Genomic DNA, 15,891 nt, shown 5'->3' on the forward strand with positions numbered 1-15,891 from the left:
TTACTTTTTGAAGCTTTCAGCCTGGCACATCGCGCAGCGCCTGACGAAGGGGTGGGGGCGCCGTCTGCTACACTGCATTCCCCTTTTATCGACGGACCACCATGACTTCCAACTCCCTGCCATATCGCGCCACCGCCTTTGACGCCTGTGCCTGGCTGACGCAACAGACGGGCACGCCGTGGACCCTGGCGCGTCTGCTGGAGGAGGGCGGCTTGCCATACGTCTGGCTCGATTACAGCGCGGCGTGGAGCGAGCTGTTCCATGATGGCGTGACGCGCTATGCGGCGCCCGTCGTGTTCATCGGCGACAAGCAGCACCTGGCGTCGGGCGCCGGGGATGTCTGGCTGCGTTTTACGCGCGACTCAGGCAACATCGCTATCGAACTGAAGGCGCCGGGACTGCGCGTGCCGTTGGATGGCTTGCATTTCCAGGAGCGCGATCTGTTGCGCCTGCTCAAGGAGTTGCAGCACCCGCAGCCGGCCGAAGCGGAAGCAGAAAAGGCGCCGGTGGTCTTGCCCAGCGCCCTGAAGGGGCTGGGGCGCGAGCAGATTTTGATCGCCTTTGCCGGCGTGGGCAAGGTCGATCTGGACCAGGGGCTGGCCAGCGGCGTGGGCATCTTTGGCGACGATGGGGCGCGCGTGCGCAAGAATTCGAGGGGCGGCAAGAACAGCCACCTGTGGCATCCGGTGACGTTGGCGTTCGGCTTGCACGATGTGCACCGCGTGCCGATGGCGCACCTGAAAAAGGCCTTCGCCACGCAGCCCTTGCTGCGCGAGTGGAAGGCGGACTGGCTGGAGTCGCTGCGCCTGCTGGGCGAGTAAGCTTACAGCTCGATGGGTGCGACCTCGGTGCCGATGTCGGGCGCCGCGTAATGCATGCTGAAATACACGAAAGCGGCGATATTGATGGCGACCGTGATCCAGAACACGATGCGGAACGAACGCTTGCTGGACTTGTGGCGCAGCCATTGCTGCGCCAGCACGGCGCCCGGCCAGCCGCATAGCAGTCCCAGCAACAGCAGGGTGCGTTCCGAGGTGCGCCAGCGTCCCTGTTTTGCGGCCGACTTGTCGATCGCATAGGCAAGGAAGCAGCTCAGGCTCAGCACGCCATACGCGAGGGCGATCAAGGCAGGGATGTGGAAAAAGAATGTGGCCAGTAAATACAAAACGACAAAGAAGGCGATGACAAGGTAGGGCATAGGATGTGTTGGCGTGAGCGGAGGGCGTGAGTATCCCACACGATGAACGATGTTGCTGCCTAAAACAAACAGCCTTGCGCCGTATCGATGTGCACGGCGCGGCGGCGGGCGTGGCCCGTCTTCAGCGCTTCGCGGTCGCTGGACAAGGCGATGCCTTCCAGCGCCAACAGGGTTTCTTTGGCCTGCAGGCCGCCCGCAAAGCCCGTCAACTCGCCCGTGGCGCCGATGACCCTGTGGCAGGGGGCGATGATGGAAATGGGATTCTTGCCGTTGGCGGCGCCCACGGCGCGCACGGCGGCGGGGCGGCCGATCTGGCGCGCGATCTCGCCATAGCTGCGCGTCTGGCCATACGGTATCGTCAGTAGCGCGCGCCACACTTCTTGCTGGAATGGCGTGCCGGCAAAATCGAGCGGCACGTCGAATTGCTGGCGCGTGCCGGCAAAATACTCGCGCAACTGGCGCGCCGCGTCCTGCAGCACGGCGCAACCGTCATCGACGCGCATCGCGCCCAGGCGCACGCGGTTGGGCTTGTCGTTTTCCCACAGGATCGCGGCCAGGGCCGCGCCACGCGCCACCAGGGTCAGCTCTCCCACGGGCGAGGGCACCACGATGCAGTCGTATTCCATGTTTCTTCCTTGATCCGAGAGCGCCAGTGTAGCAGGCTGGCGGCAGCGCGCCTGTCGCGTGTAAGATTGCCTTTTTCGCGACGGAGAATTTGCCTTGACGACGATTCCAAGCTACGACGCCATCCGCGCCATTGCCGAGCGCCTGGTGCTGGAACACTATCCCACGGCCGTGGTGGCCATCATCGGCGGCTCCTTCGCCACGGGCCGGCAGACGCCCAGTTCCGATATCGATTTGCTGCTGCTGTTCGACCACGTCGATTGCGCCTGGCGCTCGACCATCGTGGCCGAAGGGCGCACGGTGGAACTGTTCGGCCACGACGTGGCCACGTTCACCTACTTTTGCAAGGAGGTCGATGCGCCCGGCGGCACGGCGCCGCTGGCGAGGATGGTGCTGGAAGGCGAAAACATCGCCGCACCAGGACAGCAGCACGCGCAGCTGCTGGCGCTGGCGCAAGCCATCGACGGGCGAGGGCCACCCGTGCTCGAGGTGGACAACCTGCAGCGCCGTCGCTACGCCATCACCACCGCGCTGGAAGACCTGCTCGACAGCCGCCACCCTGGCGAGGCGCTGGCCGTCGCCTGCCAGCTGTATCCAGCGCTGGCCGACCTGCACTTGCGTGCGGCGGGCGAATGGAGCGGCGAGGGCAAGCATCTGTTCCGCCGCCTGCAGGCCGTCGACGCCTATGTTGCCGGGCAACTCGATGCTGCACTGCGGCTGGTCGCCAGCGACTTCCGGCCGGCCAGCGCGCCTTCGAGCAGGTCGCTGCCGCCGTGCTGGCGCCCGTGGGCGGCCCCTTGCTGGAAGGATTTACCCTGCCGGCGCCGGCCCACTGGCGCGTTTAAAACGTCGTGCGCACGGCCAGGCTGACGCTGCGCGGTTCGCCCCAGAACACGCTGTCGTAGAAGCCTATGGTGCGGTAGTACTTTTTATCGAGCAAGTTATTCACGTTCAGCTGCACGCTGGCGTGGCCGTTGATGGCATAGCTGGCCATGGCGTTGACCAGTGCATAGCCCGCTTGCGGGATATTCGTCATCTCGCCCGATGGCGGGCGGCCGTACCACGATTCGCTGTAGGTGGCGTTTTGCGCCGTCATGCTGGCGCCCGCTTTCAGCCCTGCCAGGCGGCCGTCGAAGCGGTAGCTGGTGGCCAGGCGCAGCAAATGGCGCGGCTGCGTGGTGGCGGCGCGGCGGCCATCGGCCTCGGCCGCGTGCAGATAGGTATATCCGCCGCTCGCTTCCCAGCCGGGCGATAGCTGGCCGGAAAGGTCGAACTCGACGCCCTTGGCCGTCACGCCGGCGCCATTGGCCACCATGGCCTGGCCGCCGTCGGGCAGCAAAAAGCCGGGCGGTACCGTGCGGTCCAGTTCGGCCATGTTCTTTTTTTTCGTATGGAACAGGGCGGCCGAGGCGTTCAGCTTGCCGTCATAAAATTCGCCCTTGACGCCCAGTTCCGCATTGTCGCCCGTTTCCGGCGCCAGGAACTGGTTGTTGCGGTCCTTGCTCGATTGCGGGTTGAACAGCTGCGTGAAGCTGGCGTAGGCCGAATAATGCTTGTTGATATCGAACACGGCGCCCACATACGGCGTGACTTCATTGCGCGTTTCCACCAAGTCGCCGCTGCCCGTGTACGCGCCACGCATATCGTAGCTGCGTGTGTCCGTGCGGTAAGTACTGCTGCGCGCGCCGACGATCACGTGCAGCGGGTCGGCCAGGCTCAATCGCGTGGCCACGTAGCCGCCTGCCAGGCGCGTGACGGTTTGCGTATGCGAGCCATCCGGGTGGAACACGGGGCGGGGAATGTTGCCTGTCCAGCTGCGGTAATCGGGGACGACGTTCGGGTAGTTGATTTCCGCTTTGCCGCCCAGCGAGCGGGCGCTCTGGTTGCCGCCGTTCCAGCCGACGATGGCCGTGTGCTGGCGCCCCAGCAAGGTGAACGGGCCGCTGGCGTAGACGTCAAAGTTGTCGCCCGTGCTCTTGCCCGCGCCCCAGGCGCCCGTCCACAGGCGCATGCCGGCGCCCGTGGACGGGTCCGGGTAGCCCGCGCCCGCGTAGGCGACGGTGGTGCGGTTCGTGCTTTCCGTGCGCGCATAGCCCAGGTGCATGTTCCAGTTGCCGGGCAGGCGTTGGTCCAGCGAGGTGAATATCGTGTGCTGCTTGTTGGCCCAGGTGCTCCATGGCGTCGTGAGGCTGGTGTTGCGTGGCAAGTTCGCCAGGCTGCCATCCGCATTCCAGTAGGGTACGGCGCCCCAGGTGGCGCCTGTCGGCGTGTTGTCCTGGAAGTCGACGCCGGCCGTCAGCAGGGTGCCGGGGCGCAAGTCCGCCTCAAGGATGACCATGCCGACTGTCTTGCGCTCGTGATACATGTCCAGATAGGAATCGCGTTTTTGCCAAGCCAGGGCCGTGCGTGCGCGCACGCTGCCCTCCGCGTTCAGCGGCGTGGAGAGGTCGGCCTCGAAGCGCTGGTCATCCCAGCGGCCCATGATCAGGCCTGCGCTGGCCTGGAAAGTTTTCGCGGGACGCTTGCGTATCATGTTGATGGTGGCCGAGGGGTCACCCGTGCCGCCCATCAGGCCGGTGGCGCCGCGTACGACCTCGATGCGGTCGTACAGTATCGTGTCTTGCAATGGCGCATTGCCGCCGCGCGCCATGCCGTCGATCTGGAGATTGTTGATGCCAAAGCCGCGCGCATAAAACCGCGTGCGCTCGGTGTCGTTCTGGCCCACCTGGATGCCCGTCGTCTGGGCCAGCGCCTGGTCCAGGCGCACGGCGCCCAGGTCGTCGAGCAACTGGCGCGTGATGACGCTGACCGATTGCGGCGTTTCACGCAGCGACAGGTCCATGCGTGTGGCGCTGCGCGTTTCGCCTGCCGTGTACGATTGCGTGCCTTCCGTGGTGGCTATCGCCTGGCCTGTCACGGTGACGGCCGGCATGGTGACGTCGGCCGCAGCGGCGTCGGCGGCCTGTGCCGGCAAGGCTACCCCGGCGGCAAGGCTGAGCAGAGTGACGTGTAATAAACGGGGGAGTAGGCGCAAGGCGGGCAGGCGCGAAGTAGAGAAGAGGGTGGTCGATTGCATTATTTTCCTGGAGTATTTTTAGTCGTGTGTATTCCTATCTCTTCTGGCGAGTGGCGCAGTAGCTGGGGGGATGGCGTGACGCTGGCCCGGGATCTGGCTCGGATAGCAGTTCCACCCGCGCAGGGCAGTGGAAAGGTCGTGCATGATGCCTGTCATTTTTGTGAATAGGAATCATTATCAATATAAGTGATGTTTGCCAATTAATCAAGTGCGCGCACCAAAAGAGTGCAGCAGGCCCGACGCGGCGTACAGGCTGACCTTCTGCGATAATGCAGGGGCTGATAAAATATTTTCCTCATTGAAAGAAATGCATGCGTACATGGATCGCTTGTGCCGGATGGTTGTGTGTCGTATCGCTGGGCCAGGCCCAGGAACACGCGCCGCCGCCGGCTGTTCCCGCGCCGCTGCAGAGCGCCAGCGTGCCGCCCGCCGACCATGCCGTGCCGCCGCCCGCAGCGCCTGCCATGCCTGCGGAGGACGCCTTGCCATCGCAAACGGTGAGGATTACCGCCAGCAGCGACGCCAAGGCGCCACACGTGCGCTTCACGGCCTACCGAGAAAGTTATCTGACGGCCAGGAAAGTGTGGCAAGTGTCGAGCGGCAGCGTGGTCATGGCCCTGCGCCTGATTCCGGCCAAGCTGAGCGCCACCATCGATGACGTGCGCGTGGCCTTGCAAGGCAATGGCGCCCCCGTGCCGATCAAGGTGTCCGACGGTGGCGTGTTTGTCGTGCCGCTCAACGAGGACATTGCCGCGCAAGATGGCAGCTTCCTGGTGAACAAGGGCAGGGGCGAACTGACGGCCAGTATCGTGCTCCAGCCGTCTGTGGCGCGCGATGCCTGGAACGTCACGCGCGTGGGGCAAGTCTTGCGCGATGCGCGGCGCGCCGTGCGGGCCATCACGCCGTGGTACAAGCGGCCGTTCGCCAACGACGTGCAATCGCTGGCCTTTTGCGCTACCGAGCGGGGCAGCGCCTTGCATTTGATGGATGGCGAGCAACTGATCGCCACCTTGCCCATGGACGAGGCGGCCGTCAACGACATCAACCAGCCCGTGTTTTGCAAGATTTTTGACGGCGAAGACAAATACCCTGGGCACTACCGCGTGGTTTTGCCCGAGCAGGCCACGGTGCTGCTGCTGTAGCGGCTAGTTCGGTTGGCGCTGCACCAGCTCCAGCGCCGCCGCCAGGGCCAGGTCCATGGTGGCCTGGTGGAAAATCAGCCATTGCGGCAACAGCGACAGCGCATGGCGCCCCTGTTCCAGGTCGCCTTCATCGACGGCGGCCCAGGCATGGTGCAAGCCGCTGAGCACGCGCGCATGCTGTTCGCGGTGGTTGGCCAGCGAGGGAAAGGCGATTTGCTCCATCAAATCCTCTTCTTCGCGGAAATCGCGTTCGACGGCCGCAATCAGCTCGCGAAACGCCACGCTGAAATGCTGGTCGCTCAACTGTCCCAGCCGCGCCAGCTCCTGAAACAGCGCCTCATGCGCCTCGTCGATGGCGGGAACACCCAGCGCCATTTCCTCTTTCCAATGCGATTTACCCATGCAGATGCTCCCCGTTAAGTCCGTCACGATGCGAAGCGGACTGTTCCAGTTTGGACGTAGCGAAGAGGGAAATCCATGATCTGGATCAAAAGTGTGGTGAAGAGGGGGAGAGGAAAGCAAGGCAAAAACAAATGGCGCACGGACCAACTTTCCCGCCCGCAATAACGCGGCGTTTGACGGTGCATGCCATCAATGGCGTTTTCTCAGCCACGCGTATTATTGCTTCGGCCAATGGCTCCACATGGCTTGCGCATCGACATTCGGCACCTGCAGTAGCTGCCCGGCCGACGTCTGCATCGTATCCCTCAGCACGAGGGGGGCGAGCAGCAAGGCCGACAGGGCAAGGCAGGCCAGCACTTTGAGCGTCAACATGGTCGTCTCCTGATGAGCCGGTGGCGGCGCGGGGATACGGCGCCTGCCGGTCACTTCCTTTTGTACCACCATGCTTGCAGTTTAGTTCATCTGATCGTAACTTCAACTAATTGCTGTGATGCACTGCACCAGTGAGCCAGTGCGCCTGTTGCCAGGGTCTTATTTTGCCTTGCGGCTGCGCCGTGGCTTGCCTGTTGGCGGCAGCAAGGAATCGAACCACACTTGCGTCAACTGCCGCGTATTTTTTGCCGCTTCGCGCTTGACGGCGGCCGTGGCGTGGCCGCGCGCCGTGTTGGCGATGCGGTTGGCGGCGCTCAGGTACATGCTCATCCAGGGGTTTTTCATGGTTAGCCTCGCAGACAGTGGGTGGGGCGGCGGGTATGTCACATCCTGCCGCGATGTCCCTACTCTAGTCCGATGGCTGGCGTTGACTGTGCGTCCGCCCACATAGCCGTGCGGCGGCTGGGGCGGACTGGGACAGATCAATATACGTCGCGGCGGTAGCGTCCGGCCGCCAGCAGCGCGTCGAGGCCTTCCTGGCCCAGCACTTCCTGTAGTACCGCGTCGATGCCTGCCGCCATGCCTTGCAGGCTGCCGCACACGTAGACGATGGCGCCTTGCGCCAGCCAGTCGCGCAGCTCGCCGGCGCTGGCGCGCAGGCGGTCCTGCACGTACTGCCGTGTTGTACCATCGCGCGAAAAGACGCGGTCCAGGCGCGCCAGGTGGCCAGCATCGAGCCAGCCTTGCAACTCTGCTCCGCAGACGCTGTCAAAAGCTTGCTGTCGCTCGCCGAACAGCAGCCAGTTGCGCGCCAATCCCGCCCGCTGGCGCGCGCGCAGGTGGGCACGCAGGCCGGCCAGGCCGGAACCGTTGCCGATATAAATGCAAGGCACGTTCACCAGGGCGGGGGCAAAGGCGGGATTGGCTTGCAGGCGCACACGTATGCCGGAGCCCAGCGGCGCGAAGCGCGTGAGCCAGCCGGAACAGATGCCATGGCCCTGGTTCGCGTCGCCCGCATGGCGTTCCTGGCGCACCAGCAATTGCAGTTCGCCATCGGCGGGCAGCGATGCGAGCGAATAGCTGCGCGGCGCGTGCCGGGCCTTGCCTGCATCGCCCTCGCTGCCATCTGCATTGCACCCGATGATTTCGGCCAGCGCGCCCGCTTCCCAGGTGGCGCCGGCCGGGCCCGTCAAGGTGATTTCATGCAGTTCGCCGCCCAGGCTGCCCGGGTTCAGCAGTACGCGCCGCGTCAGACGCCACTCCTGGTACGATGCTTCTTCCTGTACGCCGATGGCGTCGATGGCGCTGCCGCTGCAGCGGGCCAGCGCTTGCGACCAGGCAGCCAGGGCGGCGGGGTCATGCTTGTCCACCTCGATCAGGGGGAACAAGGGTGTGGCGCCCAGCGCTTGTAGTTGTTGCCCCAGCGCATGGCCAAAGCCGCAGTAGGCGCTGTAATGGCGGTCGCCCAGGGCCAGCATGCCGAATTCCAGGCCGGCCAGCGGCATGCCCGCTGTTGTTTGCAGCAGGCGCGCGAAGCGGCGCGTGCCATCCGGCGCCTCGCCTTCGCCAAAGGTGCTGGCGACGATCAGGGCACGTTCGTACTGGCGCAATCGGGCGGGATCAAAGCGGTCCAGCGACTGCACGTCGACGGCCACGCCCGCCTGTTGCAGGGCGCGCGCACTTTCCAGGGCCAGGCGCTCGGCCTGTCCCGACTGGCTGGCGTAGGCCACCAGGGTCGGCAAGCCGAGATTGTGCTGGCCCGGCGCGCCGGCGCCCAGCATGGCGCGCTGCGCCTGCACGGCCCGCTTTGCCTTGCGGCGGCCCAGGTACAGCATCCAGCCCGTGATGGCGAACAGGGGCAGGCCCAGGCTGGCCAGAGTGACGATGATGCGACCGGGCAAGCCAAAATACGTGCCCATATGCAGCGGATAAATGATGTTGACGAGGCGCGTGCCCAGCGCTTGCCGGCTGTATGGTGCGTTTTCCGTGACCGTGCCGTCGGCCGGCGCAATGCCCATGCGGCTGCGCGCCCGCTCGTGCGGCGCGTCGCTGGCCAGCCAGGTGAATTGCACGGCTTCGCCAGGGCGCGCGGGCAGGCGCACCGTTGCCAGAGTCCAGCCGGGAGCGTGTTGCTGGAAGCTGCTCCAGGCCAGGCTGAGGTCGACGGCGGGCGCCTTCTCCTTGGCCTGGCCTGGCTGACGCTGCGCCTGCGCCATCCTTGGCGGCTTGCCCGCCCAGGCGTCGATATGGTCGCGTACCACGTCATAGCTCCAGTAAATCCCCGTCAGGGTCAGCGCCACGTAGACCACCAGGCACCAGGTGCCGGCCACGGCATGCAGATTCCACAAAAAAGAACGGCCTTTCAGGGCCGGATCAAAGCGCAGCCAGGTGCGCCAGTCCAGCGGGCGGCGGGGCCAGCGCAGATACAGGCCCGACAATGCCAGGCCCAGCAGGCACAGGGCCAGCGCGCCTGCCACTTGCCTGCCCGGATCGCGCGGCAGCAACAGCCAGCGGTGCAAAGACTCCGTCCATTCAAAAAAATCCGCCCCCGCCAGCGCCGGCTGGGTCGCGCCCGTATACGGGTGCATATAAATGGACTCGCCGCGCCGCTGGCCATTCTTCGGCGCGAAGAATAAACGGGGCGCCGCGCCCGCCTGCGCCTGCACGGTGATGGACGCCACGCGCTGGCCGTGTTCGGCTGCGGCAATATTGCTCAGTTGGGCCGGTGTCAGCGGCGCGCGCGTTTCCACGGACACCTGCCGTACGCCGGGGTTCATGAGATCGAGCAATTCCTCCTTGAAGGCCAGGGTGGCGCCGCTCAGGCCGATGATCACCAGCACCGTGCCCGCCGTGATGCCGATGAACCAGTGCAGTTGAAACCAGACCTGCTTCCAGGTCCAGTGCCAGCGCCTTTGTGGCAGAGCGGGGGCAAGCTGGCGCGTGTCTGGCGCAGCATCCGCGCTGGCGCGCAGCTGGGCTGGTGGAAGGGTGGAGGTCGTCATGGCGGCTTTCGATGGCGCTGCCACGCTGGGTGTCAGGCATGGCAGGGAAGAAGGAAGGCTGACATATTAACGCAAACGAGAATCATTCGCAAATGATGGTGCGAGTTTTCGTGAGGCGGGGGCCATCCGCGTTTGCCTGATTGGCCGGCAGAGGCGCTACAATAGGAATACTCTTCACTAGTTCCCATTGCTGCCATGACCACTTCCACACCGAATCTCGTCGTCACTCCGTCCGCCCACCCCTTGTCCGACGCCGAGCGCGCCGCGCGCATGGTCAATCCCGCCTTTGGCCGCATCTTCACCGACCACATGGTGGTGATTCCTTACCGCGACGGCAAGTGGCAGCAGGGGGAACTGAAGGCTTACGGCCCTTTGATGCTGGACCCGTCCGCTTCATCCCTGCACTACGGCCAGGCCATCTTCGAAGGCTATAAAGCGTTTGCCCAGCCCGATGGCAGCATCAAGACTTTCCGTCCAGAACAAAATGCCGAGCGCTTCAACCGCAGCGCCGCGCGCCTGGCCATGCCGGCCATCCCCGTCGAACTGTTCCTGGAAGCGGGCGACGCACTGATTGCGCAAGACCGCAACTGGGTGCCGAAGAACACGGGCGAGAGCCTGTACATGCGTCCGCTGATGATCGCCACCGATCCCTACCTGGGCGTGCGTCCGTCGGAAGAATACCTGTTCGTGCTGTTCGCCTCGCCAGCCGGCGCCTACTTCCCGAAAGGCGTGAAGCCCGTCACCGTGTGGATCAGCGAAGACTACGTGCGCGCCGCGCCGGGCGGCACCGGTGAAGCCAAGTGCGCAGGCAACTACGCGGCCAGCCTGATGGCCCAGTCGCAAGCGCAGGAAAAGGGCTGCGACCAGGTCGTGTGGCTCGATGCCGTGCACCGTGAATTCATCGAGGAAATGGGCGGCATGAATTTGTTCTTCGTCTATAAAGAGGGCGAGAAAGTCACCGTCGTGACGCCTGAACTGACCGGCACCTTGTTGCCAGGCATTACCCGCCGCAGCCTGCTGGAAATGGCGAAAGATCTCGGCTATGCGACGCAAGAGCGTAAGTTGTCCGTCCAGCAATGGCGTGATGACATCGCCTCGGGCCGCATGACCGAAGTGTTCGCCTGCGGCACGGCCGCCGTCATCACCCCGGTGGGCGTGGCCAAGGCCAACGGCTTTGAAATGACCATCAACAACAATGAAAATGGCGCCGTTACCCTGGCCCTGCGCGAAGCCCTGCTGGGCTTGCAGCATGGTACGGCACCGGATACCCATCACTGGATGCACAAGGTCTGCTAATCAGCTTGTCTGACTGATACATCGCCGGCACCGTGTTGCCGGCGTTTTTATATCTTGAAAGGGAAACCCGATGCAATTGCGAACTGTTTTGCCGGCGCTGTGCGCCGTTTTCCTCAGCCTGTCGGCCGGCGCCGTCCATGCAGCCGACGCCACGTGCGCCATTCCCCGCAATGTCAGCTACGTCGATTACGACGTCAAGCCGTCGGACGAGAAAAACACTTGCTACAAGCAAAGCACCAACGTGCCCACCGATTACTTCATGCTGGCGCTGTCGTGGTCGCCAGGTTTCTGCGACAGCCAGCGCCGCCGTGGCGAAGTGTCGAAAAAGGCCGCCTTCCAGTGCGCCGAGAGTAATCACTTTGGCTGGATCGTGCATGGCCTGTGGGCGCAGTCGAATAACCCGGCCAGCTGCGACGACATTTCCGTGACGCCGCCGCGCAAGACGGACTTGCACCCGCGCTATTGCAAGGGCAATTTACCGAAACTGGCAGCGTCGGACATCCTGCCCTATATGTGCATGCAGCCGGGTGAAGCCTTGCTGCAGGGCGAATGGGAAAAGCATGGCGCCTGCGATTTCGACACGGCCAGGCAGTATTTCGAGAAGGAACGCGAACTGTTCCAGGCCCTGAAATTGCCGGACAGCACCATGCCAAAGAACGAGCTGTTCCAGTGGATGAAGCAGCACAACCCGCAGCTGAAGGGCCGCTGGCTCGGCTATGAAAAGCACTCGGGCGAGTTGCGCATCTGTTATTCGAAAGCGTTTAAAGTTATCGACTGCCAGAAGTAAGCCTGCCTGTCCTGCAGGTTTCCATCATACATGCTAGTGTATTGCCCGGATCAGCAAGATGAACAGGTAGTGATTTTATGCAGCAGTTTATGCAGCGGCAAACGCAACCCGTCATGGTGGGCGAGGACGGCTTGCCGCCCGGCGCCCGTTTATGGGCCATGCTGGCGCTGGCCATCGGCGTGGGCATGGCCTCGCTCGATACGGCGATCGCCAACACGGCCTTGCCGGCCATCGCCAGCGAGCTGCGCACGACGCCGGCCGCCTCCGTCTGGATCGTCAATGTGTACCAGCTAGCCATGGTAGCGACCTTGCTGCCATTTTCCGCCCTCGGTGAAATCGCCGGCTACCGGCGGGTATTTATCTCCGGCATGTTTTTATTTACTCTGGCATCGCTCGCCTGTGCGCTGGCCTGGTCCCTGCCGTCGCTGGTCGTGGCGCGCTTGTTCCAAGGCGTCGGCGCCAGCGCCATGATGAGCGTCAATACGGCGCTGCTGCGCGCCCTGTACCCCAAACACTTGCTGGGACGGGCCTTCGGCAACAATGCGCTGGTCGTGGCCGTGGCGTTCGCCATCGGCCCCACGGCGGCGTCGCTGATCCTGGCGACGGCCTCGTGGCCATGGCTGTTCGCCATCAATGTGCCGCTGGGCGTGATCGGCTTTTTCCTCGCCAGCCGGATGCTGCCGGCCACCAGGCTGTCGGGGCACACGCTTGATGCGCGCACGGCGCTGTATAACGTGGGCGCCTTCGGCTTGCTCATCTTGCTGTTCGGCGACGCGGCCCATCATGCATCCTGGTCGACCCTGCTGCCGGAACTGCTGGCCGTGGCCGTGTTCTTTGTCTTGCTGCTACGCCGCCAGGCGGGGCACGCGGCGCCCATGCTGCCCATCGACCTGTTTCGCCGCCCCCTGTTTTTGCTGTCCTCGCTGACGGCCATTTGCACGTTTGCCGCGCAAGGCCTGGCCTTCGTCTCGCTGCCCTTCTATTTTGAAATGACGCTGGGCCGTTCGCCCGTCGAGACGGGTTTTTTGATGACGCCGTGGGCCGTGCTGGTGGCCGTGATGGCACCCGTGGCCGGGCGTTTGAGCGACCGTCATTCCCCGGCCGTGCTGGGCGGCATCGGCCTGGCGGCGCTGGCCGGCGGCTTGCTGACCTTGATCTGGATACCGGCCCACCCGAGTGCCTTCGATATCGGCTGGCGCATGGCCTTGTGCGGCATCGGTTTCGGCTTTTTCCAGGCGCCCAATTTGAAAGCCATCATGGGCAGCGCGCCACCCGAGCGTGCCGGTGGCGCCAGCGGCGTGGTGGCCACTTCGCGCCTGATCGGCCAGGCCACGGGCGCCGCGCTGGTCGCGTATTGTTTTACGGTGTCCGCCAGCCAAGGCACGACCTATGCGCTGTGCCTTGCGGCAGGGTTCGCCGCCGTGGCCAGCATCGCCAGCTTGTCGCGCCTGGTAGTGGCGCAGCCGGCGTGGTTGACTGGCAAGCGCGACTGATCCATCACAACGTCAGCACCATGCTCAGACGTCGATGGCCTTGTCCGACTGCATGCGCTTGCGCAATTCGAACTTCTGGATCTTGCCTGTCGAGGTGCGGGGCAGGGGGCCGAAATAGATCGCTTTCGGCACCTTGAAGCCGGCCAGGTTGTTCTTGCAGAAAGCCATCAGCTCTTCCGCCGTCACGGTGGCCCCTTCGCGCAGTTCCACGAAGGCGCACGGCGTTTCGCCCCATTTTTCATCGGGCTGGGCGATGACGGCGGCGGCCAGCACTTGCGGGTGATGGTATAGGGCATCTTCCACTTCTACGCTGGAGATGTTTTCCCCGCCGGAAATGATGATGTCCTTGCTGCGGTCCTTCAGCTTGATATAGCCGTCCGGATACATGACGCCGAGGTCGCCCGTGTGGAACCAGCCACCGGCAAACGCTTCCTGCGTCGCCCTTTCATTCTTCAGATAACCCTTCATGCAGATGTTGCCACGGAACATGATCTCGCCTATCTGTTCGCCGTCGGCCGCCACCGGCTGCATGGTTTCCGGGTCGATCACGGCGACGGCGCTTTGCAAGTGGTAGCGCACCCCCTGGCGCGATTTCAACACGGCCCGCTCTTCCTGCGACAGGGCCGCCCAGTCATCCTGTTCGGCGCAGATGGCGGCCGGGCCATACACTTCCGTCAAGCCATACGAGTGGATCAAATCGAAACCCATGGCTTCGATCTTCGCCACCATGGCGGCAGGCGGCGGTGCGCCAGCGACCATGCCGCGCACGGTCCAGCTGATGCCATCGCGCCAGTTGGCGGGCGCGTTGGCCAGGGCCGCGTGCACGATGGGCGCCGCGCAATAATGGGTGATGCGCAAGTCGCGCATCAGGTCGAACGCGAGCTTGGGCTCGAACTTGCGCAGGCACACGTTGACGCCGGCGCGCGCGGCGATGGTCCACGGGAAGCACCAGCCGTTGCAGTGGAACATCGGTAATGTCCACAAATACACGGCATGCTTGGGCATGTCCCATTCCAGGATGTTCGACAGGGCATTGAGGGCGGCGCCGCGGTGGTGGTAGACCACGCCTTTCGGGTCGCCCGTGGTGCCGGACGTGTAGTTGAGGGCGATGGCATCCCACTCGTCCGCTGGCGGCTGCCAGTCGTAATCGGGGTCGCCGCTGGCCAGCAAGCTTTCGTAGTCGAGGTCGGAAAAAGCATCGACGTCCGGTCCCAGCACGTCATTCACCTGGATCACGCGCAAACCGGGAATCTGCGCCGCCATCTGGCGCGCCAGGTCGGCAAATTCCGTGTCGGCCAGCAAGACTTTCGCCTGGCCATGGCGCAACATGAAAGTCAGGGAGGCCAGGTCGAGGCGGATATTCAGGGCGTTGAGGACGGCGCCGGCCATGGGAACGCCAAAGCTCGCTTCTACCATGGCGGGGGTGTTCGGCAACATCACGGCGACGGTATCGCCCGTGCCCACGCCCAGCTTGATCAAGCCGGAAGCCAGCCGGCGCGTGCGCGCATAGGTTTCTTGCCACGTCTGGCGCATGGCGCCATGTGCAATTGCCAGGCGATTGCCATATACTGCGGCTGCCCTGGCGATATAGTCGAGCGGGGTGAGGGCGGCGTAGTTGGCGCTGTTTTTGCCGAGGCCGGTGTTGAAATCAGCTGTCATGCTTGTCTCCTGGTAAATAATATCGGTACTGGCATTCTGTAGCTCCCTGTTTCGGGATTGATGCCGGCCAGCATAGCACCGGCGCTGGAAAATCACTGTCATCTTAGTGACAACTGAAGGATGGAATGGATAGCAATGATAGTGTAGTCCCTGCCGTGCCTGAACTCGATAGCCACGACTGGTTCACGGCCCTCGATACCCGGCATCAGGCCTTGTTGCGCGCCGGCAGCGTGCTGCGGCATTACGAGGCGGGCGCCTTCATCACGCGGCGCGGCGAACCGTCGGCGCACTGGATAGGCGTGCACACGGGCTTGATCAAGCTGGCCGTCTACAACGCCGATGGGCGCGGCGCCACGTTTTCCGGCGTGCCGGCCGGCGGCTGGTGCGGCGAGGGGAGCGTGCTCAAGCGGGAACTGCGCCGCTACGACGTGGTGGCGGTGCGCGCTGCGGACATCATCCTCGCGCCGGTGGATCTGTTTCATCTGCTGCTGGCCGAGAGCCTCTCCTTCAACGCCTTCGTCATCCGTCAGTTGAACGAACGCATGGGCCAGTTCATTGCCACCATCCAGAACCAGCGCCTGCTGGCCGTCGACGCACAAGTGGCGCAAGCCATCGCGCAGTTGTTCCACCCCATGTTATATCCGCGCACTTCCAGCGTGCTTGAGCTGTCGCAGGAAGAAATTGGCTTGCTGACCGGCATTTCGCGCCAGCGCGTGAACCTGGCCCTGGGCCGTCTGGCCGAATTAAAACTGATCAGCATTGCCTACCAATCCATCCGCGTCGTCGACCTGGACGGCTTGCGTCGTTATGGCGTGGCGTCGCTGTGATGACAGACTGCTT

The 15,891-nt window shown here is 64.0% G+C and carries 15 protein-coding genes; 7 read left to right on the plus strand and 8 right to left on the minus strand.

Translation table 11 applies throughout. From position 1 onward, the window contains the following. Positions 1-101: 101 nt before the first annotated feature. Positions 102-821 carry a hypothetical protein gene (locus K0F85_RS15035; protein WP_219116785.1) on the plus strand — a complete coding sequence of 240 codons (720 nt, stop codon included), beginning with the start codon at positions 102-104 and terminating at the stop codon, positions 819-821. A 2-nt stretch (positions 822-823) separates the two neighbouring features. Here the strand turns inward: K0F85_RS15035 and K0F85_RS15040 are convergent, their stop codons facing one another. Together K0F85_RS15040 and K0F85_RS15045 are read right to left on the minus strand one after the other, a co-directional pair. Then, positions 824-1,198, minus strand: a complete 375-nt coding sequence (locus K0F85_RS15040; protein ID WP_219116786.1) for a DUF1294 domain-containing protein — start codon at positions 1,196-1,198, stop codon at positions 824-826. 59 nt (positions 1,199-1,257) lie between these two features. Then, entirely contained in the window at positions 1,258-1,824 is a 567-nt protein-coding gene (locus tag K0F85_RS15045) for a methylated-DNA--[protein]-cysteine S-methyltransferase (RefSeq protein ID WP_219116787.1), read from the minus strand. 94 nt (positions 1,825-1,918) lie between these two features. Here K0F85_RS15045 and K0F85_RS15050 point away from each other — a divergent pair, with 94 nt between their 5' ends. Next, positions 1,919-2,692: a nucleotidyltransferase domain-containing protein gene (locus K0F85_RS15050; protein ID WP_219116788.1), complete on the plus strand. Its 774-nt coding sequence runs from the start codon at positions 1,919-1,921 to the stop codon at positions 2,690-2,692. On the opposite strand, the gene K0F85_RS15055 is transcribed toward K0F85_RS15050, so the two are convergent. Then, positions 2,664-4,898, minus strand: a complete 2,235-nt coding sequence (locus tag K0F85_RS15055; protein ID WP_219116789.1) for a TonB-dependent siderophore receptor — start codon at positions 4,896-4,898, stop codon at positions 2,664-2,666. The genes K0F85_RS15050 and K0F85_RS15055 overlap by 29 nt on opposite strands. 311 nt (positions 4,899-5,209) lie before the next feature. Here K0F85_RS15055 and K0F85_RS15060 point away from each other — a divergent pair, with 311 nt between their 5' ends. Next, a complete protein-coding gene (locus K0F85_RS15060) occupies positions 5,210-6,040 on the plus strand; it encodes a hypothetical protein (protein WP_219116790.1) in 831 nt (276 codons plus the stop codon). 3 nt (positions 6,041-6,043) lie between these two features. Here the strand turns inward: K0F85_RS15060 and K0F85_RS15065 are convergent, their stop codons facing one another. The 4 genes from K0F85_RS15065 to K0F85_RS15080 form a co-directional block, all read right to left on the minus strand. Beyond that, entirely contained in the window at positions 6,044-6,442 is a 399-nt protein-coding gene (locus K0F85_RS15065) for a bacteriohemerythrin (RefSeq protein WP_219116791.1), read from the minus strand. 216 nt (positions 6,443-6,658) lie between these two features. After that, complete coding sequence (locus K0F85_RS15070; RefSeq protein WP_219116792.1) at positions 6,659-6,814, minus strand: hypothetical protein; 156 nt, start codon at positions 6,812-6,814, stop codon at positions 6,659-6,661. Between the two features lie 159 nt (positions 6,815-6,973). Continuing rightward, complete coding sequence (locus K0F85_RS15075; RefSeq protein WP_219116793.1) at positions 6,974-7,159, minus strand: hypothetical protein; 186 nt, start codon at positions 7,157-7,159, stop codon at positions 6,974-6,976. A gap of 137 nt (positions 7,160-7,296) precedes the next feature. Continuing rightward, positions 7,297-9,816, minus strand: coding sequence for a sulfite reductase flavoprotein subunit alpha (locus K0F85_RS15080; RefSeq protein WP_219116794.1), 2,520 nt, complete (start codon positions 9,814-9,816; stop codon positions 7,297-7,299). A 195-nt stretch (positions 9,817-10,011) separates the two neighbouring features. On the opposite strand from K0F85_RS15080, the gene K0F85_RS15085 reads away from it, so the two are divergent. The 3 genes from K0F85_RS15085 (at position 10,012) to K0F85_RS15095 (ending at position 13,392) form a co-directional block, all read left to right on the plus strand. After that, complete coding sequence (locus K0F85_RS15085; protein ID WP_219116795.1) at positions 10,012-11,112, plus strand: branched-chain amino acid aminotransferase; 1,101 nt, start codon at positions 10,012-10,014, stop codon at positions 11,110-11,112. Positions 11,113-11,182: 70 nt separating this feature from the next. After that, positions 11,183-11,899, plus strand: a complete 717-nt coding sequence (locus K0F85_RS15090; RefSeq protein WP_219116796.1) for a hypothetical protein — start codon at positions 11,183-11,185, stop codon at positions 11,897-11,899. A 77-nt stretch (positions 11,900-11,976) separates the two neighbouring features. Then, positions 11,977-13,392: an MFS transporter gene (locus tag K0F85_RS15095; protein WP_219116797.1), complete on the plus strand. Its 1,416-nt coding sequence runs from the start codon at positions 11,977-11,979 to the stop codon at positions 13,390-13,392. A gap of 24 nt (positions 13,393-13,416) precedes the next feature. Here the strand turns inward: K0F85_RS15095 and K0F85_RS15100 are convergent, their stop codons facing one another. After that, entirely contained in the window at positions 13,417-15,051 is a 1,635-nt protein-coding gene (locus K0F85_RS15100; protein WP_219116798.1) for an acyl-CoA synthetase, read from the minus strand. Positions 15,052-15,176: 125 nt separating this feature from the next. Here K0F85_RS15100 and K0F85_RS15105 point away from each other — a divergent pair, with 125 nt between their 5' ends. Further along, positions 15,177-15,878, plus strand: coding sequence for a Crp/Fnr family transcriptional regulator (locus K0F85_RS15105; protein ID WP_219116799.1), 702 nt, complete (start codon positions 15,177-15,179; stop codon positions 15,876-15,878). The last annotated feature ends 13 nt before the right edge of the window (positions 15,879-15,891 follow it).

Origin of the sequence: Janthinobacterium sp. UMAB-56 (genome assembly GCF_900095265.1) — a bacterium.
In the GTDB taxonomy this organism is placed as follows: Bacteria; Pseudomonadota; Gammaproteobacteria; order Burkholderiales; family Burkholderiaceae_D; genus Janthinobacterium.

Excerpts from the sequence above, each read along its gene's own strand:
- K0F85_RS15035 (WP_219116785.1), top strand. The coding sequence starts at position 102 with ATGACTTCCAACTCCCTGCCATATCGCGCCACCGCCTTTGACGCCTGT.
- K0F85_RS15040 (WP_219116786.1), bottom strand. The coding sequence starts at position 1,198 with ATGCCCTACCTTGTCATCGCCTTCTTTGTCGTTTTGTATTTACTGGCC.
- K0F85_RS15045 (WP_219116787.1), bottom strand. The coding sequence starts at position 1,824 with ATGGAATACGACTGCATCGTGGTGCCCTCGCCCGTGGGAGAGCTGACC.
- K0F85_RS15055 (WP_219116789.1), bottom strand. The coding sequence starts at position 4,898 with ATGCAATCGACCACCCTCTTCTCTACTTCGCGCCTGCCCGCCTTGCGC.
- K0F85_RS15060 (WP_219116790.1), top strand. The coding sequence starts at position 5,210 with ATGCGTACATGGATCGCTTGTGCCGGATGGTTGTGTGTCGTATCGCTG.
- K0F85_RS15065 (WP_219116791.1), bottom strand. The coding sequence starts at position 6,442 with ATGGGTAAATCGCATTGGAAAGAGGAAATGGCGCTGGGTGTTCCCGCC.
- K0F85_RS15070 (WP_219116792.1), bottom strand. The coding sequence starts at position 6,814 with ATGTTGACGCTCAAAGTGCTGGCCTGCCTTGCCCTGTCGGCCTTGCTG.
- K0F85_RS15075 (WP_219116793.1), bottom strand. The coding sequence starts at position 7,159 with ATGAAAAACCCCTGGATGAGCATGTACCTGAGCGCCGCCAACCGCATC.
- K0F85_RS15080 (WP_219116794.1), bottom strand. The coding sequence starts at position 9,816 with ATGACGACCTCCACCCTTCCACCAGCCCAGCTGCGCGCCAGCGCGGAT.
- K0F85_RS15085 (WP_219116795.1), top strand. The coding sequence starts at position 10,012 with ATGACCACTTCCACACCGAATCTCGTCGTCACTCCGTCCGCCCACCCC.
- K0F85_RS15090 (WP_219116796.1), top strand. The coding sequence starts at position 11,183 with ATGCAATTGCGAACTGTTTTGCCGGCGCTGTGCGCCGTTTTCCTCAGC.
- K0F85_RS15095 (WP_219116797.1), top strand. The coding sequence starts at position 11,977 with ATGCAGCAGTTTATGCAGCGGCAAACGCAACCCGTCATGGTGGGCGAG.
- K0F85_RS15100 (WP_219116798.1), bottom strand. The coding sequence starts at position 15,051 with ATGACAGCTGATTTCAACACCGGCCTCGGCAAAAACAGCGCCAACTAC.
- K0F85_RS15105 (WP_219116799.1), top strand. The coding sequence starts at position 15,177 with ATGGATAGCAATGATAGTGTAGTCCCTGCCGTGCCTGAACTCGATAGC.